We start from the raw sequence: 16,144 nt of genomic DNA on the forward strand, positions 1-16,144 counted from the left end.
CCGCCTACCCAAGACACGATAAAAATGTCCGGTTCGCGCCAGTGGCCCCTGGCGCGAACGGCCCCACATGGCCGATAGTGGGGCCCGCACCGATCTGAAGGAGTGACCATGGCCGTGCGCTTCAACCCGCCGCCGGGTTGGCAAGTGCCCCCAGGCTTCCGTCCGGACGCGAGCTGGACCCCCGACCCGGCCTGGCCACCGGCTCCACCCGGGTGGGAGTACTGGGTGGACGAGCCGACGTCCACACCGCCGCCACCGCCTGCCCCGAGCGAGGCCCCCACGATGGTGGGCGGGCCCGCGCTCGTGAGCGGCCCCGCCGGTGGACCTGGCGGGCCCTCCCCCGCCTCGTCCCCAGCCGGACGGCGCGAGGAGACGCGGACCCAGTCCATCCAGGTGGTCGCCCCGCCCGCCGCCACGTACGCGCCGGCAGCGGCGAGCCACCCGCAGGCCGACGCGACCATGACCATGGCCCCGATCCGCATGGCACCCGGCCAGCCGATTCCGGGCCAGTACGCACCGGGGCAGCCTGCCTCCGGCCAGCCGATGGGCGCCCCCGGCGGGTACGGCCCGCCGCCGCCTGGTCCGTACGGTCCCGGACAGCCCATGCCGGGCCAGGGCATGCCGGGCCAGTACGGCCCCGGGCAGCCGATGCCCAGCCAGTACGGGCAGGGTCCATACGGGTCCGGCCAGCCGATGGGCGGCGAGCCGGGTCAGCCGCGCGGCATCGTGGCAGCCGGCCAGGGGATGCTCCGCGCCCTGCGTGGTGGAGGGACGCCTGCCCGGCCTCCGGAGGGTGCACGACCGGCCGGCCCAGGAGGCCCCATGGGCCCCGGCGGCCCTGCTGGCCCCCGGCCTGCCGGGCCGGGCGCACGCCCCGCCAGCACCCGCCCGGGAGGCGGGCTCCTCGCCGGCGTGGGCGTGGCCGGCGTGGCGCTCGGCGTGATCATCGGCACGATCGTCATGGCAGGCTCGACGGCCGACGCGAACCAGAAGATCCAGGACGCCCAGGCGATGGTCTCGACGGTCGACGAGCGCGAGGCGGAGATCACCGCCTCGCAGCAACAGCTCGACGAGCAGAAGTCGGCCCTCGCCCAGCGTGAGGCGGACCTCATGGCCCGCGAGACGGCGCTCACCGCCAAGAACGCCGAGCTCGACGCGAAGGAAGCGGATCTCGCCAACAAGGAGAACGAACAGCAGCAGGACGACGACAACAACGACCAGCAAGCCTGGTACTGGGACTGCAAGCAGGCCCGCGACGCGGGCGTGACGCCGATCAAGCAGGGTGACCCCGGCTACCGGCGGGCGCTCGACGGGAATGGCAACGGCATCGCCTGCGAGCAGAACGAGTAGCCTCCCCCCGCAGCGCTGTGGGTACGCAGATGGTCGCCCTCCTGGCTCGGAGGGCGACCATCTGCGTACCCACAGCGGGACCGGGCGGGAGCGGGATCAGTCGGCAGCGACCCGCTCGTGGGTAATCACTGACTCCGGGCCGGTCACGTCCAGCAGGCACGCGTACCACGTGCCCGCGTCCACACCGTCCGGCGGGATCGGGGAGACGACCTCCCACGAGGTCACCTCCCACGCACTGCCCCGCTGGGTCATGCAGAGGCGCATGGCGTTGACGCGGCTCGTCTCCGACCCGTCCTCGGTCATGGCGATCAGCTGGGTGACGGTCTCGTCCACGGTGCGAGGAGGCGTCGGCGTGACCTGCCGCGTCGCGGGATCGTACGTCACGGCACAACCCGGCTCCACATCGCACGACGACGTGCCCCAGCTGTAGTCATGGGGGTCGCTGCCCGCCGAGACGACGAGCATCCCCCGGGGCCGGGCCGGAGCCACGCCCTCGAGCTCCACCGCGTAGAGGGCCTCAGGCGGAGCGTCGAACACGATGAAATCGTCGACCTGCACGGCACGCGTCGTCGTGCCGTCGGCAGCCGGGACGGGCTGGTCGAGCACGAGGAAGTGCTCGTTCAGCGAGTACCCAGGTCCCAGCGGCATCGGTTGTCCGACCATCACCACACCTCGGCCGTCAGGCCGGGAGATCTCGACGTTCCCGCGGCCGCGCCACACCTCGGTACCCGCCTGTTCACCACGGGCGAGGGCCTGGAGGTCGGACGCGTCACCCGCGATCACACGCTTCTCCGTGATCCGCGGCTGCCCGCCGACGTCCGCGAACGACAGCTCGAGCAGGAAGGTCTCGTGGTCGGCCCAGGCGTCGAGGCCCAGGTCCACCACCACCGTGTTGTCGTCCACCCGGTAGGACGCGCTCTCCGCCACCTGCCGGATGCCCGGCGCCGCCTGGGTCGTGCGGACCAGCTCGGTCCCGATCATCCCGCTCAGCAGGCCGGGCCCCGCCGAGGAGCCCACGAGCGCACCCTCGGCAAGCCCTGGCAGCCCCGGCAGCACGCCGGGCAGCGAGACCGCCGCCCCCAGGCCCACGGAGCCGACGGCGCACGCCGTGACGAGACCTATCGCACCGCGGTGGAGCGCAGCCTTTCGGCGGCTGGAGCGCAGCACCTGGTCGAGGTCCAGGTTCGACGGCGGCACCGCCGCGAACGCCTCCGACCGCACCTGCTCCACGAAAGAATCGTTCATCGCGCACCACCTAGGGATTGAAGGTCGAGCATCGCGCGCAGGTGGGCGAGCGCCCGCGACGCGGTGGACTTGACCGTCCCGACAGGGATCCCGAGCTCGTGGGACACCTCCGCCTCGGACAGGTCGAGCAGGTGCCGCAGCACCACGACGCGCCGCTGCTTGAGCGGCAGGCGCAGCAGCGCCCGCACCACGGCGTCGCGGTCGTCCACGGTGCCCGACGCCGGTCGCTCGCCCCGTGCGGTCGTGTGCGGCAGGCCGTCGGGCCCGGTGAGCACCTCGCGGCGCGTGCGACGCCAGGTGTCGATCCGGAGGTTGGCCAGCACCCGTCGCGCGTACGCGAGCGGGTCGCCGTCCCGGGCCTTGTGCCACGACCGGTAGGTACGCTCGAACGCCTGCTGGGTGAGCTCCTCGGCCCGGTGGGCATCCCCGCACAGGAGATAGGCCATGCGGTGCAGCGGGTCCTTCGCGGCACGCATGAACTCTGTGAACTCCGCGTTGCGGCTCGCGTGCGTCACTCGCACGACGACGTCGTGGTCATCCCCGGCCGCGTCGTCGTCCATGGTCGTGGAGAGTACGTGGCCGGGGGGCGACGCCAGATCCACAGGCACGTCGAGGGGAATCACCACCGCCCTGTGGGCGGGCCTTCCCGTGGTCACTGTCACGAGCGGAACACGCAGCACCCCGGCGGAAGGTTCCACCGGGGTGCTGCGAGCAGTGCGCCACGTCAGTCCTGGATCGTGAGCGTCCCCAGAAACTGCTCCACGAGGGGCCCGGAGCCCGCCGGGAGCGACCACGAGACGGTGTAGTGGCCGCCGCCGTCGGCCCGCTCCACGATCGCGTGGCCGACCAGGACGATGGTGCCGACCGGCAATGCGCTCTCGCCGCCCCCCGGGTCCACGCCCCAGTCCGTCTCGCCCCAGAACGTGGTGGCCAGGTTCGCGGCGTCGATCATGAGCCGCTTGGTCCCCTGCGTGGGCTCATGCTGAGGGATGTAGTCCTCGTGCGACCAGATGATGGTCAGGTCGCTGTCCAGACCTGGCGCCACACCGTCGGGCAGGTACCAGGCGGCGACGGCGGGCTCGCCCGCCTCGAACGCGCGCGTGTCGACAGCCCAGCCGGGGGGCAACGCATAACCGAGCCCGTGCTTGTCGTGCTGGGTCCAGCCCTCCGGGATCCCGCGCGCGAGCTCCAGCACCGGCAGGTGGTCCACCGCCGGGAGCGCCGCCAGGATCTCCGGCCCCGTCGCCATGAAGGCGAGCGAGGCGGCCATCGCGTCGGCCATGGCGAGCCCTTCGTCCCCTGTGGGCAGGTTGCCGTGGAAGCTGTACCAGAGGCCGCCGGCCTGGTGGACGATCAGGCTCAGCTCCAGGCCGGGGAGCCCAGTGTTCGGCTCGTGCACCAGGAGATGAGCCTTGTCGGCGCCGGGCACCGCGAGGTTCGTGTCCCGGAGTGCTGCGTTCGACGGCGGCGGTGTGGTCCCGTAGGTCCCCACGAAGACCCCGACGTTCGGCGTCAGGACCAGGGGGACCGCATCCCCGTCTCCACCGGCCTGCTCCGCCGCCGCCATGGCCGCCATCTGCGTATCGGAGGCGACCTTGTCGTACCAGTCCAGGTTCTGCCACGTGTCCTGCGGACGGTCCGTCCAGAAGTCGGGAAGAGCGAGCGCCAGTCCGGTGACCCCGGTCGACTGCCAACCGTCCGGCACGGTGGCGGCCTCGTACACGAAGGGGTCACGCCACACGGTCGGCACGGGGGTCCCCTGCGGCAACGAGCTCGCGTCCGGCGACGGCGCCGCCTCGCTCTCCGCGCTCACCTCTGGCGAGGGGGACGTCGCGGTGCCGGCCGACGGCGAGGCGTCGCCTCCCGGGAGAGGTGGGCGACCGGCGTTTGGCAGGGTGAAGGCCGCTGTGACCACCAGGGCGGCCACCGCCGTCAGGGCGCCGGAGCGCACCACGGCGCGGCGCGTGCGGGTACGGCGCACCGCGACGCTCGCGAGGGCGTCGGGATCGACGGGGGTGGGGGCTTCGAGGCCGTCCGCGAGGCCGCGGAGGCGCGCTGTGAACTGCTCGTCGGTGCTCATGCGTCCTCCTCGGTCAGGAGCTGGCGCAGGCGTGCCAGCCCGCGAGCGCCCTGCGACTTCACGGTGCCGCTGCTGATGCCGAGCTCGGCGGCGACGTCCTGCTCGGACCGGTCGAGCAGGTAGCGGAGCACCACGACCCGGCGTTGCTTCACCGGGACGAGGCGCAGCGCGCGGACGAGCCGCTCCCGGTCGTCGACGCCGCTGGTCGCGTCGGGGCGGTCCTCGGTGAGGCCGGGCAGGTCGTCGGGAGACACGGTGGTCTCGCGGCGGGTACGGCGCCAGCCGTCGATGCGGGCCGTGGAGAGGACCTGCCGGGCGTAGGCGAACGGGTTCCCGTCGCCCACCCGGGGCCAGGCGCGGAACGTCCGCTCGAGCGCGAGCTGCGTGAGGTCGTGGGCGCGGTGGTCGTCGCCGCAGAGGAGGTAGGCGATCCGGTGGAGGCCTGCCGCATGGGCCCGCGCGAAGGCGGTGAAGTCGTCGACGGCGGTGCTGCCCGTGCGGATCACCTCGACCCTGGGAGCCGGGGACCGGTCCGCGGACAGGGCAGGTGGTGGCATGGGTTCTCCCAGCTCGGCGACTGTCATGCACCCTAGACGCAGCGCACCGTCCGGGGGTTGCACGGTACCGGCCGGGAGTTGTCCGGTCCTCAGAGCACGTGTGCCAGGAAGTCCTTCGTCCGCTGCTCCCGGGGGGCGCCCAGCACCTGCGCGGGCGTGCCCTCCTCGACGACGGCGCCCTCGTCCATGAAGACCACGTGGTCGGCCACCTCGCGGGCGAACCCGATCTCGTGCGTCACCACGATCATGGTCATGCCGGAATCGGCAAGGCTGCGCATCACCCCCAGCACCTCCCCGACGAGCTCGGGGTCCAGGGCCGACGTCGGCTCGTCGAACAGCATGAGCTCCGGGTCCATCGCGAGCGCCCGCGCGATGGCGACGCGCTGCTGCTGCCCGCCCGACAGCTGCGCCGGGTAGTGGTCCACCCGGTCTCCCAGCCCGACGCGGTCGAGCAGCTCGAGCGCCCGCTCCCGTGCGGCGGCCCGGCGCAGGCCCCGCACCTGGACCGGCGCCTCCATGACGTTCTCCAGCGCCGTGAGGTGAGGAAACAGGTGGAAGCGCTGGAAGACCATGCCGATGCGAGCCCGCTGCCGGGCGATCGCGCGCGGGTGCAGCCGGTGCAGCCGTCCGGCCGCGTCCCGCCGGTAGCCCATGAGCTCGCCGCCCACGTGGACCGACCCGGCGGAGATGTCCTCGAGCTCGTTGACGCAGCGCAGCAGCGTGGACTTCCCGGACCCGGACGGCCCGAGCACCACCGTCACCGACCCGCGTGTCACGTCGAGGTCGACGCCCCGCAGCACGTGCACGCCGTGCGGCCCGTGCCCGAACACCTTGTGCACGCCCCGCACCTGAACCATCGGGGCGCCCGACGACGGCGCGGTCGCCTCAGGCGCAGCGGTCGCCTCGCTCACGGGGTCACCTCCAGGAAGGGGTCCTGCTTCACGGTGCCGGCGTCGGCGATCGCCTCCTGGCGGCTGGGCCGCCCGCCGCCCGGACCCCGCCGGGGGCCGCGTACCGTCGCGGTGCCGAACCCGCGGCCGTAGTACCGCTCGACGTAGTGCTGGCCCACCATGAGCAGGCTCGTGATCAGCAGGTACCAGAAGGCGGCCACCACGAGGAGCGGGATGGGCAGGAACGTGCGGTTGCCGATCGCGTCGGTGGCGTAGGTCAGGTCGAGCGTGAACGGCACCGCCAGCACCAGCGACGTGGTCTTCAGCATGGAGATGGTCTCGTTGCCGGTGGGCGGCACGATGACCCGCATGGCCTGGGGCAGCACCACCCGGCGCAGGATCACGGGGTCCTTCATGCCGAGCGCCTTCGCGGCCTCCGCCTGGCCCGGGTCGACCGAGCCGAGACCTGCGCGCACGATCTCCGCGAGGTACGCCGCCTCGTTGAGGGCGAGGCCGAGCAGCGCCGCCCAGAACGCCGTGACGACGTCCTGGGTGGAGAACACGAAGAACTCGGGCCCGAACGGGATCCCCAGCGACAGACGCGGGTACAGGACGGCGAGCAGGCCCCAGAAGACGAGCTGCGTGTAGATCGGGGTGCCGCGGAAGAACCAGATGTAGAACCAGCTCACCCACCGCATGATCGGGTTGTCGCTGCGGCGCATCACGGCGAGCGTGACGGCGAGGACCACGGCGAGCGCCATGGAGCCGAACGTGAGGACCAGCGTCCACATCACGCCGCGCACCACCACGACGTCACGCAGGTACAGCCACACCACGTCCCAGCGGAAGTTGTCGTTGGTGACCAGCCCGTTGACCGCCATGGCGGCCAGCACCAGCAGGATCACCGCGGAGACCCACCGCCCGGGGCGCGGCACGGGCCGCGCGCGGAGCGGCTCGAAGTCCGTGGCCATGCTCACCTCTCTCGTGGTCCGGGGCCGGAGGGTCAGCCGGCCGGGTTCAGCTCCGCGGTCTCGAGCACGCCCTCGGCGTTGCCCCACGACTCGAAGATCTCCGTCAGCGTCCCGTCGTCCATGAGCTTCTGGAGCGCCGCCTGCACGGCCGCGGTCAGCTCGGCGTCGTCCTTGGCCACGACGACGCCGTAGGGGGCGGCGTCGCGCACCTCGCCGATCGTCTCGATCTGGCCGCCCGTCCGGGACACCGCGTAGGCGATCACGGGCGAGTCGGCGTACGTGGCGTCGGCCTTGCCGCCCACGAGGTTCGTGGTCGCGTCGGCCTGCGAGTCGTAGCGCAGGATGTCGATCGCCTCGTCACCCGCGGCGGTGCAGCCGGCGGACAGGGTGTCGAGCTCCTCGTCCTGGATGGTGCCGGTCTGGACGGCCACGGTGAGGCCGCAGACCGCGGCCGGGTCGACGTCCTCCGGGTTCCCGGCCGCGACGGCGAACTGCGAGCCGGCCAGGAAGTAGCTGATCATGTTCGCCTCGGCCAGGCGCTCCGGCGTGATGGTGAAGGCGGAGACGCCGAGGTCGAGCTGCGAGCCGACGGCGGGGATGATGCCCGCGAACTCGGACGACCGGATCTCCGTCTCGAGGCCGAGCACGGCGCCGAGCGCGTGCACCAGGTCGATGTCGAAGCCCACCGGCGTCCGGCCGTCGGCGGCGATGAACTCGGCGGGCGCGTAGCCGGTCTCGGTGCCGACCGTGAGGACGCCGTCGGCCACCACGTCGGCGGGGAGCATCGCGGCGATCGCCTCGTCCTCGGCCACCGTGGACGGGTCGAACGAGGGGGCGCTCGCGCCGTCCGTGCCGCCCCCGCCCAGCTGTTGCGACGCGTAGGTGCAGGCGGTCAGGGCCAGGGCGGTCGCCAGGACGACGGCCGCGGTGGCCGTCGGCTTCAGCACGGTGAGGTGGCGCATCCGGGCCTCCGGGTGTGACCCCGCCACCTACGTGTCGCGCTCCGTGGGCGCCTCGGCCTCGCGTGCCGCCTCCTTCGCGTCCAGGCGTTCCGCCTCGTGCGACCAGCCCTGGGGCCACTCCGAGCGCTCCGGCGTGCGAGCGAGCATCGCGATGCTCACGGCCAGCCCGCCCCACACGATCACCAGGGACAGCACCAGCAGGACGATCGCCGACGCGGTCATCGGTCACCACCTCCCGGGCGGCCGGCGTACGGCGGCCACGCGACGAGCTGGTCGGGGTCCACCCGCCAGCGGGTACGGGTCAGGACGAGCGAGGCCACGACGAACAGGACGATGGTTCCCCAGCCCACGACCACGAGGTAGCCGCCGGCGTAACCCTCGTACCCTTCGACGATCAGCGTGACCACCCGGGAGACCAGCATGTAGCCGAGCACGACCGGCCCGAGCACCGCGACGCAGAAGGTCCACCAGCGCCCCACCGTGATCGTCGAGACCGCGTTCAGGTGGAAGCGGAGCTCCTCGCCGCGCCGCAGGACCCAGACCAGGAGGATGCACAGGAGCACCGCCGACGAGACGATGCCGATGTTGTTCGCCCAGTTGTCGACGGTGTCGAGGGCGATGAGCCCCGTCGTGGTGGAGAACCCCACGACGGACAGGACCGCCGCCGCGCCACCCACCCGCACCGCCGCCTGCGCCCGCGTCCAGCCCAGCTTCTCCTGGAACGCGGCGGAGACCACCTGGAGGATGGACAGCAGGGACGTGAAGCCCGCCATCACGAGCGAGCCGAAGAACAGTGCCCCGAACAGCGGCCCGGCCGGCATCTGCGACACGATGGCGGGGAACGTGACGAACGAGAGGATGGGGCCGGTCAGCCCTTCGACGTCGGCCACCGCGATGCCCTGCTCGTGCGCCAGGAAGCCGAGCGCCGCGAAGACACCGATCCCGGCGAACACCTCGAAGCCGGAGTTGGCGAACGCGACGACCAGGCCCGGCGAGGTCAGGTTGGCCCGCCGTCGCCGGTACGAGGCGTAGGTGATCATGATGCCGAACGCGATGGACAGCGAGAAGAAGATCTGCCCGTAGGCGGCGATCCACACGTTGGGGTCGGTCAACGCCCCCCAGTTCGGCGTGAACAGCGCGTCCAGCCCTTCCGCCGCTCCGTCGAGGAAGAGGGACCGGATGACGAGCGCCCCGAACGCGACGAGCAGCAGGGGCATGAACACGACGTTGACGCGCTGGACGCCGCGGGCCACTCCTGCGGCGAGCACCACGATGGTGACGACCCAGACGAGCAGCAGCGGGATCAGCACGCCGGGCACCACGTCCAACGTGAACCAGGGGTCGGCACCGCCTACGTCGGCCACCTGGAGGTAGTCGCCCACGAAGAACCCGGCGGTGTCGTCGCCCCAGCGCAGGTCGAACGAGAACACGAAGAAGCTGAGCGCCCAGGCGATCACCGCCGTGTAGTAGACGGCGATCACGAAGCAGATCGCCACCTGGTACCAGCCGAGCACCTCCAGCCGGCGGGACAACCGGCGCAGGGCCAGCGGCGCCGAGCCGCGGAACCGGTGCCCGACCGCGTAGTCGAGGAACAGGATCGGGATGCCCGCGGTCAGGAGCGCGACCAGGTACGGGACGATGAACGCCCCGCCGCCGTTCTCGTAGGCCACTCCCGGGAACCGCCAGATGTTGCCGAGCCCCACCGCCGACCCGATGGCCGACAGGATGAACCCGACCTGCCCCGTCCACTCTTCGCGCGGGGCTGGTGCCGCAGTGGTCGCCGGACCTCTCATGACCCGATCATGCGTCAGTCAGCCAGAAGCCGCTCGACGTACCCGCCGCGGAGGCGGCCCTCGGGGTCCAGGCGGTGGGCGAGCTCCCGGAAGGCGGCGAAGCCGGGGAACAGCGCCGCGACGTCGGCCGCCGGGACCGTCGACAGCTTGCCCCAGTGCGGTCGCGCACCCAGCGGGAGGAGCGTGTCCTCGATGCGGGGCAGGACGGCGCGCACCGCGGGCCAGTCCGCCACCCACGTGAAGTGGATGCCGACGCAGTCCTCGTCGAACGGGCTGAGCCAGAGGTCGTCAGCGGCGACCGTGCGGATCTCGGTGGTGAGCAGCAGGGGCGCCACGACGGACGCGAGGCGCCGCACCGCCTCGATCGCCGCCACGGCCCGCGTCCGCGGCACCAGGAACTCCGACTGGAGCTCGTCGCCCGCCGACGGCGTGAAGTCGAGCCGGAAGTGCGGCAGCCGCTCGTGCCACGGGCCGGGCACGCCCAGCTGGGCCGTGCAGGCGAGCGGGTCCACGCCCGGGATGGGGTGGAGCGGGCCCGGGGCGGGCTTCGCGCCCAGGGCGACCAGGACGTCGTCGTCCCCCTCGCGCTGCCCGACGCCGGTCTGGTCGCCGTCCTGCACCGCCTTGCGCCAGACCTGGCGCACCGTGGGCTCCGCCCCGCCCGTGAAGAGGCTGACCGAGTAGGCGCTCCCCGTGACCGCGTCGAAGTTTTCCAGGAGGGCGTCCCAGGGCAGGTCGGTCAGCACGTCCTGGCGCACGTCGAACGTGGGCCGCGTGGCGAGCTCGACCCGCGTGACGATGCCGAGCGCTCCCAGGGAGACCACGGCGCCCGGGAAGTCGGCGTCGCCACGACGCAGGGTCCGGCGGCCGCCGTCGACGGTGACGAGCTCCAGGCCGACGACGTCGCTCGCCAGGCTCCGGTTGCGGTCGCCCGAGCCGTGCGTGGCGGTGGCGACGGCCCCCGCGACCGAGATGTGCGGGAGGGACGCCAGGTTGCTGAGGGCCCGGCCCTGCGCGTGGAGGGCTGTCGCCACCTCGCCGTGACGCAGGCCGCCGTTGACCGAGACCACACCGGTGGCGGGGTCGAGGTCCACTGGCGGGCGGCCGTCGTCGACCGCGTCCACCTGGACGTGGACGCCGGTGGTGTCCGCCACGTCGCTGAACGAGTGCCGCGACCCGAGGGCGCGCACCCGGCCACCTGCGGCGAGGAGGTCGCCCAGCTCGTCGAGGCTGCGCGGTCGCGCCACCCGCTCGGCGGAGTAGGTGAGGTTGCCTGCCCAGTTCATGCTGTTGCTCGTCACGGCCTCAGCCTGCCACGACAGACGCCGGGTCCGGCTATCCCGCCAGGTGGTCGCCCAGCTCCTCGAGGGTCTTCCCGAGGGCGTCCGCGACGCCTGGGCCGGGCTCTCTCAACCACTGGACGTCGAGGTCGGGCAGCGCGGCCGCGGCAGGCGGCCAGCGCCAGCGCCCCGTCACGAGACCGTCCACGACGACGGCATGGACGTAGGCGCCCGCCCGGGACGCGGCCGCGGCGGCCGGGTCCACCACCACGCCCCGGGACTCGGTGTACGACATGAACAGCTCGTCGTAGGCCTGCAGCAGGTCCAGCCGCACGCCGGTGCCGGGCGGCACCGGCTCCCGGGGGTCGCAGTCGCGCAGGTGCCAGAACGTGAGCCCTTCCAGGTCGCCCGCGCCGGGAAGGGCGGCCACGTCGTCGGACAGGAGGGCCAGCCCGCTCCGGACCTGGCTCAGCGTGAGACCCGACCAGGCCCCGAGGTCCTTGACTGTGGCCGCGGCCCGCGTGGCGAGGTAGCGGCGCACGAGCTCCGCTACCGCCGCCTCCTCGTCGTACGTGGGGCCGAGCGGACCGAACCCTTCCGGGACGCGGGCGTCGAACGCCGCGTACGTGTGCTGCCTGCCGTTCAGCGGCCCGCTGATCACGACCCGGTCCAGCTCGGCGCGCATGAGGAGCAGCGTGACCGCGATCCCGGGGCCGGGGCCCACGGTTCCGGGCGGTGCCGGGCGGGTGCTCGTGTCGATGCCGCGGGCGGCCAGGCCCTCCGCCAGCTCCGGCCGCGTCCGCGGCCCGTCGGCGACGAGCTCGGCCACGACGTCCGTCGCCCGCGTCACGTCCGCCACGTCGAACCTCCGGTACATCGTCCCGTTCGCCCGGTGGACCCGCGGAGCGGACAGGGTCAGGATCCACCGCGCGTCGTCGGGCGCCAGGAGGTGCCAGGTCGGGCGCAGCACGTGGGTGCGCAGGATCGCACCGTCGTCGAACAGCCGACGGAGCGCCGACTCCCCCGGGCGGGTCGCGCAGCGCTGCGCGAGGCCCCAGAGAGCGGGCCGGAACTCCTGCCCCTGGACGGCACCGAGGGCACGGACCACGTCCGTGGGTCCTGGCAGGCCCGGGCCTCTGAGGTGCTGTCTCCACAGGCGGGCGCCGAGGAGCGTGGCGCCGTCGAGTCCCTCCATGCCCTCACCCTAGGGCGGGGGCCGGCCCGGGGCCGGGAACGAGAACGGGAGGCGCAGGCGACTCTGCCCGCACCTCCCGACTCAGCTCCGTCAGGCGGGCACCTTGGCGCTGCCGACCACCGGCAGACGCTCGCTGATCCCGACCATCTCGAGAACCTCCATGACGGCCGCCGACGGCTCGCGCAGGAGCACCGGCGAGCCGGTCTCCTCACCGAGGACGAAGACCTGGAGGATGAAGGCGACCCCGGAGGAGTCGATGAAGGTGACGTCGCGCGCGTCGACGATGACGGGCGCGGGGGCCGGCCTGGCTGCCAGCGAGGCCATCGCCTCGCTCGCCGGCTCACGCAGGAGGGCGTCGACATCGCCCCACAGCGTGATGACCGAGCCTTCGAACGTGTGCCGGCAGGCGATGCCCGAGCCGGACCTGGGTTCCGATGTGGTCGATGACGGAAGTGGGTCCATGGTTGTGGTTTGCTCCGTACTCCGTAGACGGTGTGGCGGATAGACGTTTTTGACGTCTCGTGACTTTGCCTTGCCGATGCTTGGCAAGAAATGTCCCCCTCCGAGTCTCGCCCCGAACACCGTTTCCGTCCACCCCCACACCGTTACGGTCTGGTTGCGTCCAGAAGATCGTCTGGTGACAGGTCTCAGAGCGGATCGGTCACGTCGGCGACCGTCGCCGACAGCGACCTCACGAGGTCCGCGGCATCCACCGTAGCGCCCACGCCGTGCGCACCACCACCGATGGACACCGGTCCGGGCTCCGCGAGCCGCGAGTCTGCGACGACCGGCCAGCTGTTGAACGAGCCGAAAGGAGTGATTGTTCCCCGCTCGTACCCGGTGACCTGGAATGCGACGTCCTTGTCCGGCATCGACAGCCGGGAGACACCTAGGAGCGCCCGTAGCTTGGGCCAGGAGATCTGCCGGTCGCCGGGGACCAGGACGAAGAGGAAGTCGTCGTCCCCGCGGCGCACCACGATGGTCTTGGCGAGCCGGGCAGGGTCGATCCCCCGCGCTGCGGCGGCCTCCTCCAACGACGACACCCTGCCGTGCCGGACCAGCTCGAACGGGATGCCCGCCGCCTCCAGCGCGGCGACAGCACGCTCCTCGCTCATCGCGTCTCGCCCTTCGTGCTCTGGTCGCGGGTCTCCCGCGGATCGGTCAAGCGCCCGCCAGCCCCGTCTTCCTCCGGGGGCGCCGGCTCCAGCATGGGCTCCCCCGCGATCTGGCGCACGTCCGGGACGAAGACGGCGGGGTCGTACTCGGTGCGCTCGGTGCGCCAGTACTCGGCACCGTCCCGCGTCCGCTTCACGAGGCCCTGGTCCACCATCGCCCGCCGCAGTCCGACGGGGTCGTGCGCCACCTCGGCCAGGCGCTGGGTGAGCTCCCGTTCCGCGACAGGCTCGAGCAGCACGGGCAGCACCTGAGTGGCCACGTATCGCGTGACGGCGACCTTGTCCCGCCACCGCCTCGGCATCGACTCCAGACGGCCCGAGCGCAGGAAGCGCCGGGGGTCGCCGGCCTCTGGTTCGCTGGTCATGGACCAGAGGCTAGCTCTACGGAGTCGTGGGGTCGGTCGGCGTCGGGGTGGGGGTCGCGCCGTCCTCGCCGTCCGCCTCGTCCGGCTGCCTGCCCGCGGTGGTGGTGGGTGAGGGGGACGACGACGGCGCCGGTGACTGCTGGTTCGTCGGCTGATCCGTCGGCTGATCCGTCGGTTGATCCGTCGGTTGGTCCGTCGGCGGCGGAGTCGAGGGCGGCGGCGGGGTCGACGGCTCGCTCGGCGTGGGCGTCGGGGTCGGCGTCGGGGTAGGCGTCGACGGCTCGCTCGGGGTCGGCGTCGGGGTCGGCGTCGAAGGCGTGGGCGTCGGGCTAGGCGTCGACGGCGTCGGGCTCGGCGTCACGGGTGGCGGCGACGGCTTCGGTGACGGCTTCGGCGACGGGGCGGGCGTGGACGGGTTCGGCGCCGGGCTGGGCGCGGGGTTCGGCCGCGGCGGCTCGGGCGTCGGCGTACCGCTGTCCTTGTCGGGGCTCGGCGCGCGGGTGTGCGGGGTAGGCCAGAGCGCGACGTCGTCCTCGTCCAGCGCGCGGTCCGGGATCGCGCCCGCGGCGAAGAACTCGAAGTGCCAGGGTTCCGGCTTGGACCCGGTGAGGCGAGCCCACGAGGGGTTGTCCCAGCCGTACTTGGGCCCGTTGACCCGCATCCAGGCGTACTCGGCCGACGCGCCGGTCGAGATCGGCCGGCCCAGGTCGACCGCGAGGCCCCAGCCGTGGTTGGACGTCCCGGGGATCGCGGCGAGGCCCGGCTTGGCACGGCGCACCGACACCTGGCCCTCGTACGAGCGGTAGGAGTCGGTCATCGGGATGGAGCGTCCGAACCGCTCCTCGTACGCCGCGTTCAGGGCCTCCAGCCGCTCGGCCGCGTCGCACCGCAGGCGGTGGTTCGGCGCGAAGTCGAGCGGGCAGAGCACCTCGGCGGGGATGCGGCCGTTGCGGTAGCCGGCGGTGGTCGCGCCGTAGAGGTCCACCGACCGGCGCAGCGAACCGACGAGGTCCGCCTCGCCAGGAACCGTCCCGGGTTCGAGCTCCGTGCCGGGCGCGGGGACCACCTCGACGAGGGCGGTCACCGACGTCGGGTCGAGGAGGGTCGCGAGCCGCACGGCCGCGACCGAGAGGTCCTCGAGGGTGATGAGCTCCTCGCCGTGGCTGTGCGTGGACTCGTCGTCCGCGAGGTCGTCGTGGCCCGGCTCGTGCGTTCCGGACTCGTCGTCCCGGGCGGTCTCGTCCGGTGCGGAACCATCCGGCAGCTCGTCGTCCGGGGTGCCCTCGGTCGCGGCAGGGTTCTCGGCGGCCGGGTCGGTCCCCTTCGGGTCCGTCCCCTTCGGATCCGTCCGCTTGGGGTCCGTCCGCTTGGGGTCGCCGGCCTCCGGCGAGGTACCACGCGACTGGCCGACAGCCACCGGAGTGTTCGACGCCGTCTCCGCCGCCGGCTCCACCACGGTCGGCTTCAGGCCGTCCGGGGACGCCGGTGCGACCTCGCTCAGCCCGGACCCTGCCTCGGGCGCGGCCGCTTCGGGGACCCCGGCCACGGCGCCGTCGGGCAACGTGGCGTCAGGCGGCGTGGAGGCCCCGGGCGTCTCGCCCAGGGCGGGATCGCCTTCCTCGCGCGGGTCCTCGACGAGGAGCCAACCGGTTCGCGGGCCGGCGACCGGGAGGCCCATGTCGGCCCGCGTGATGATGCTCTGCTGGGCCTGGTAGGTGACGTAGAGCATGCCGAGCTCTGCGGCGGCCTGCGCCACGGCGGGGCTCAGTCGGGCGCCCTGCTCCTCGGCGTACGTCTGCGCGTCGTCCAGGACGGCACGGACCTGCGCCGTCGTGAGGCCGGTGCTGCCCACGAGCAGCCCGTCCGGGCCGGTCGCCGGCAGCACCCCAGCCTCACGGACCCGCACGTCGAGCAGGGCCGCCGCCGAGGGCGAGCGCTGCGGCAGGGGCTGTGGGACGCTCGACGCGCTGGTCACGAGGACGCCGACAGCCATCACGCCGGCGAGCGTCCCCGTACAGGCGGTGCGAAGCAGGCGCTGGCGGCGAGAACGGGTGGCGGCGCGGCTCTCGAGCTCCGCAACCTCGCGGCCCTCAGGCACGACAGCGGCCGCGACCTCAGGTCGCCCCCCGCCCTGACCGTCCTGGTCAGCCTGTCGCGGACGTGAGCTCACGTGTGTGTGCCTCCGTCGTTCGGTGCCGCTACCTGCGAGTCCGCATCCTCGCACACCAATCTGACGTGTGGGTGAACGCTCGCTGTCCCAGCCTGCGCTGAGCCCGGCTTC

16 protein-coding genes are annotated in these 16,144 nt (G+C 72.9%); 1 reads left to right on the top strand and 15 read right to left on the bottom strand.

Translation table 11 applies throughout. The features are described from left to right. Positions 1-108 precede the first annotated feature (108 nt). Positions 109-1,350: an excalibur calcium-binding domain-containing protein gene (locus tag D1350_RS08485; RefSeq protein WP_125775561.1), complete on the top strand. Its 1,242-nt coding sequence runs from the start codon at positions 109-111 to the stop codon at positions 1,348-1,350. A 96-nt stretch (positions 1,351-1,446) separates the two neighbouring features. Here D1350_RS08485 and D1350_RS08490 read toward each other — a convergent pair whose 3' ends face one another. The 15 genes from D1350_RS08490 to D1350_RS23635 all read right to left on the bottom strand — a co-directional run bounded on the left by D1350_RS08490 (position 1,447) and on the right by D1350_RS23635 (position 15,856). After that, positions 1,447-2,595, bottom strand: a complete 1,149-nt coding sequence (locus D1350_RS08490; RefSeq protein WP_125775562.1) for a hypothetical protein — start codon at positions 2,593-2,595, stop codon at positions 1,447-1,449. After that, positions 2,592-3,155: a SigE family RNA polymerase sigma factor gene (locus D1350_RS08495; RefSeq protein WP_125775563.1), complete on the bottom strand. Its 564-nt coding sequence runs from the start codon at positions 3,153-3,155 to the stop codon at positions 2,592-2,594. The genes D1350_RS08490 and D1350_RS08495 overlap by 4 nt, the downstream gene beginning before the upstream one ends. Before the next feature lie 164 nt (positions 3,156-3,319). Continuing rightward, positions 3,320-4,675 carry a hypothetical protein gene (locus D1350_RS08500; RefSeq protein WP_125775564.1) on the bottom strand — a complete coding sequence of 452 codons (1,356 nt, stop codon included), beginning with the start codon at positions 4,673-4,675 and terminating at the stop codon, positions 3,320-3,322. Beyond that, the gene (locus tag D1350_RS08505) at positions 4,672-5,232 is read right to left on the bottom strand and encodes a SigE family RNA polymerase sigma factor (protein ID WP_125775565.1); all 561 of its coding nucleotides are present in this window, start codon (positions 5,230-5,232) and stop codon (positions 4,672-4,674) included. Before D1350_RS08505 ends, D1350_RS08500 begins: the two co-directional genes overlap by 4 nt. Positions 5,233-5,321: 89 nt before the next feature. Then, positions 5,322-6,089 carry an amino acid ABC transporter ATP-binding protein gene (locus D1350_RS08510; protein WP_125775769.1) on the bottom strand — a complete coding sequence of 256 codons (768 nt, stop codon included), beginning with the start codon at positions 6,087-6,089 and terminating at the stop codon, positions 5,322-5,324. A 50-nt stretch (positions 6,090-6,139) separates the two neighbouring features. Continuing rightward, positions 6,140-7,093, bottom strand: coding sequence for an amino acid ABC transporter permease (locus tag D1350_RS08515; protein ID WP_125775566.1), 954 nt, complete (start codon positions 7,091-7,093; stop codon positions 6,140-6,142). Between the two features lie 32 nt (positions 7,094-7,125). Beyond that, positions 7,126-8,055: an ABC transporter substrate-binding protein gene (locus D1350_RS08520; protein ID WP_125775567.1), complete on the bottom strand. Its 930-nt coding sequence runs from the start codon at positions 8,053-8,055 to the stop codon at positions 7,126-7,128. 27 nt (positions 8,056-8,082) lie between these two features. Then, complete coding sequence (locus D1350_RS08525) at positions 8,083-8,277, bottom strand: methionine/alanine import family NSS transporter small subunit (protein WP_125775568.1); 195 nt, start codon at positions 8,275-8,277, stop codon at positions 8,083-8,085. Further along, a complete protein-coding gene (locus D1350_RS08530) occupies positions 8,274-9,848 on the bottom strand; it encodes a sodium-dependent transporter (protein WP_125775569.1) in 1,575 nt (524 codons plus the stop codon). The genes D1350_RS08525 and D1350_RS08530 overlap by 4 nt, the downstream gene beginning before the upstream one ends. 14 nt (positions 9,849-9,862) lie before the next feature. Continuing rightward, positions 9,863-11,134, bottom strand: coding sequence for an FAD-binding protein (locus tag D1350_RS08535; protein WP_125775770.1), 1,272 nt, complete (start codon positions 11,132-11,134; stop codon positions 9,863-9,865). A 49-nt stretch (positions 11,135-11,183) separates the two neighbouring features. Beyond that, positions 11,184-12,323: a winged helix DNA-binding domain-containing protein gene (locus D1350_RS08540; RefSeq protein WP_125775570.1), complete on the bottom strand. Its 1,140-nt coding sequence runs from the start codon at positions 12,321-12,323 to the stop codon at positions 11,184-11,186. A gap of 90 nt (positions 12,324-12,413) precedes the next feature. Further along, positions 12,414-12,785 (bottom strand): STAS domain-containing protein, encoded by a 372-nt coding sequence (locus tag D1350_RS08545; RefSeq protein WP_125775571.1) that lies wholly within the window; start codon positions 12,783-12,785, stop codon positions 12,414-12,416. A gap of 185 nt (positions 12,786-12,970) precedes the next feature. Beyond that, the gene (locus D1350_RS08550; RefSeq protein WP_125775572.1) at positions 12,971-13,438 is read right to left on the bottom strand and encodes an aminoacyl-tRNA deacylase; all 468 of its coding nucleotides are present in this window, start codon (positions 13,436-13,438) and stop codon (positions 12,971-12,973) included. Next, positions 13,435-13,863: a DUF2087 domain-containing protein gene (locus D1350_RS08555; protein WP_125775573.1), complete on the bottom strand. Its 429-nt coding sequence runs from the start codon at positions 13,861-13,863 to the stop codon at positions 13,435-13,437. Before D1350_RS08555 ends, D1350_RS08550 begins: the two co-directional genes overlap by 4 nt. A 16-nt stretch (positions 13,864-13,879) precedes the next feature. Continuing rightward, positions 13,880-15,856: a M15 family metallopeptidase gene (locus D1350_RS23635; RefSeq protein WP_240644003.1), complete on the bottom strand. Its 1,977-nt coding sequence runs from the start codon at positions 15,854-15,856 to the stop codon at positions 13,880-13,882. Positions 15,857-16,144: the final 288 nt, after the last annotated feature.

The sequence above is a fragment of the Antribacter gilvus genome (genome assembly GCF_003946865.1).
Taxonomy (GTDB): Bacteria; Actinomycetota; Actinomycetes; order Actinomycetales; family Cellulomonadaceae; genus Antribacter; species Antribacter gilvus.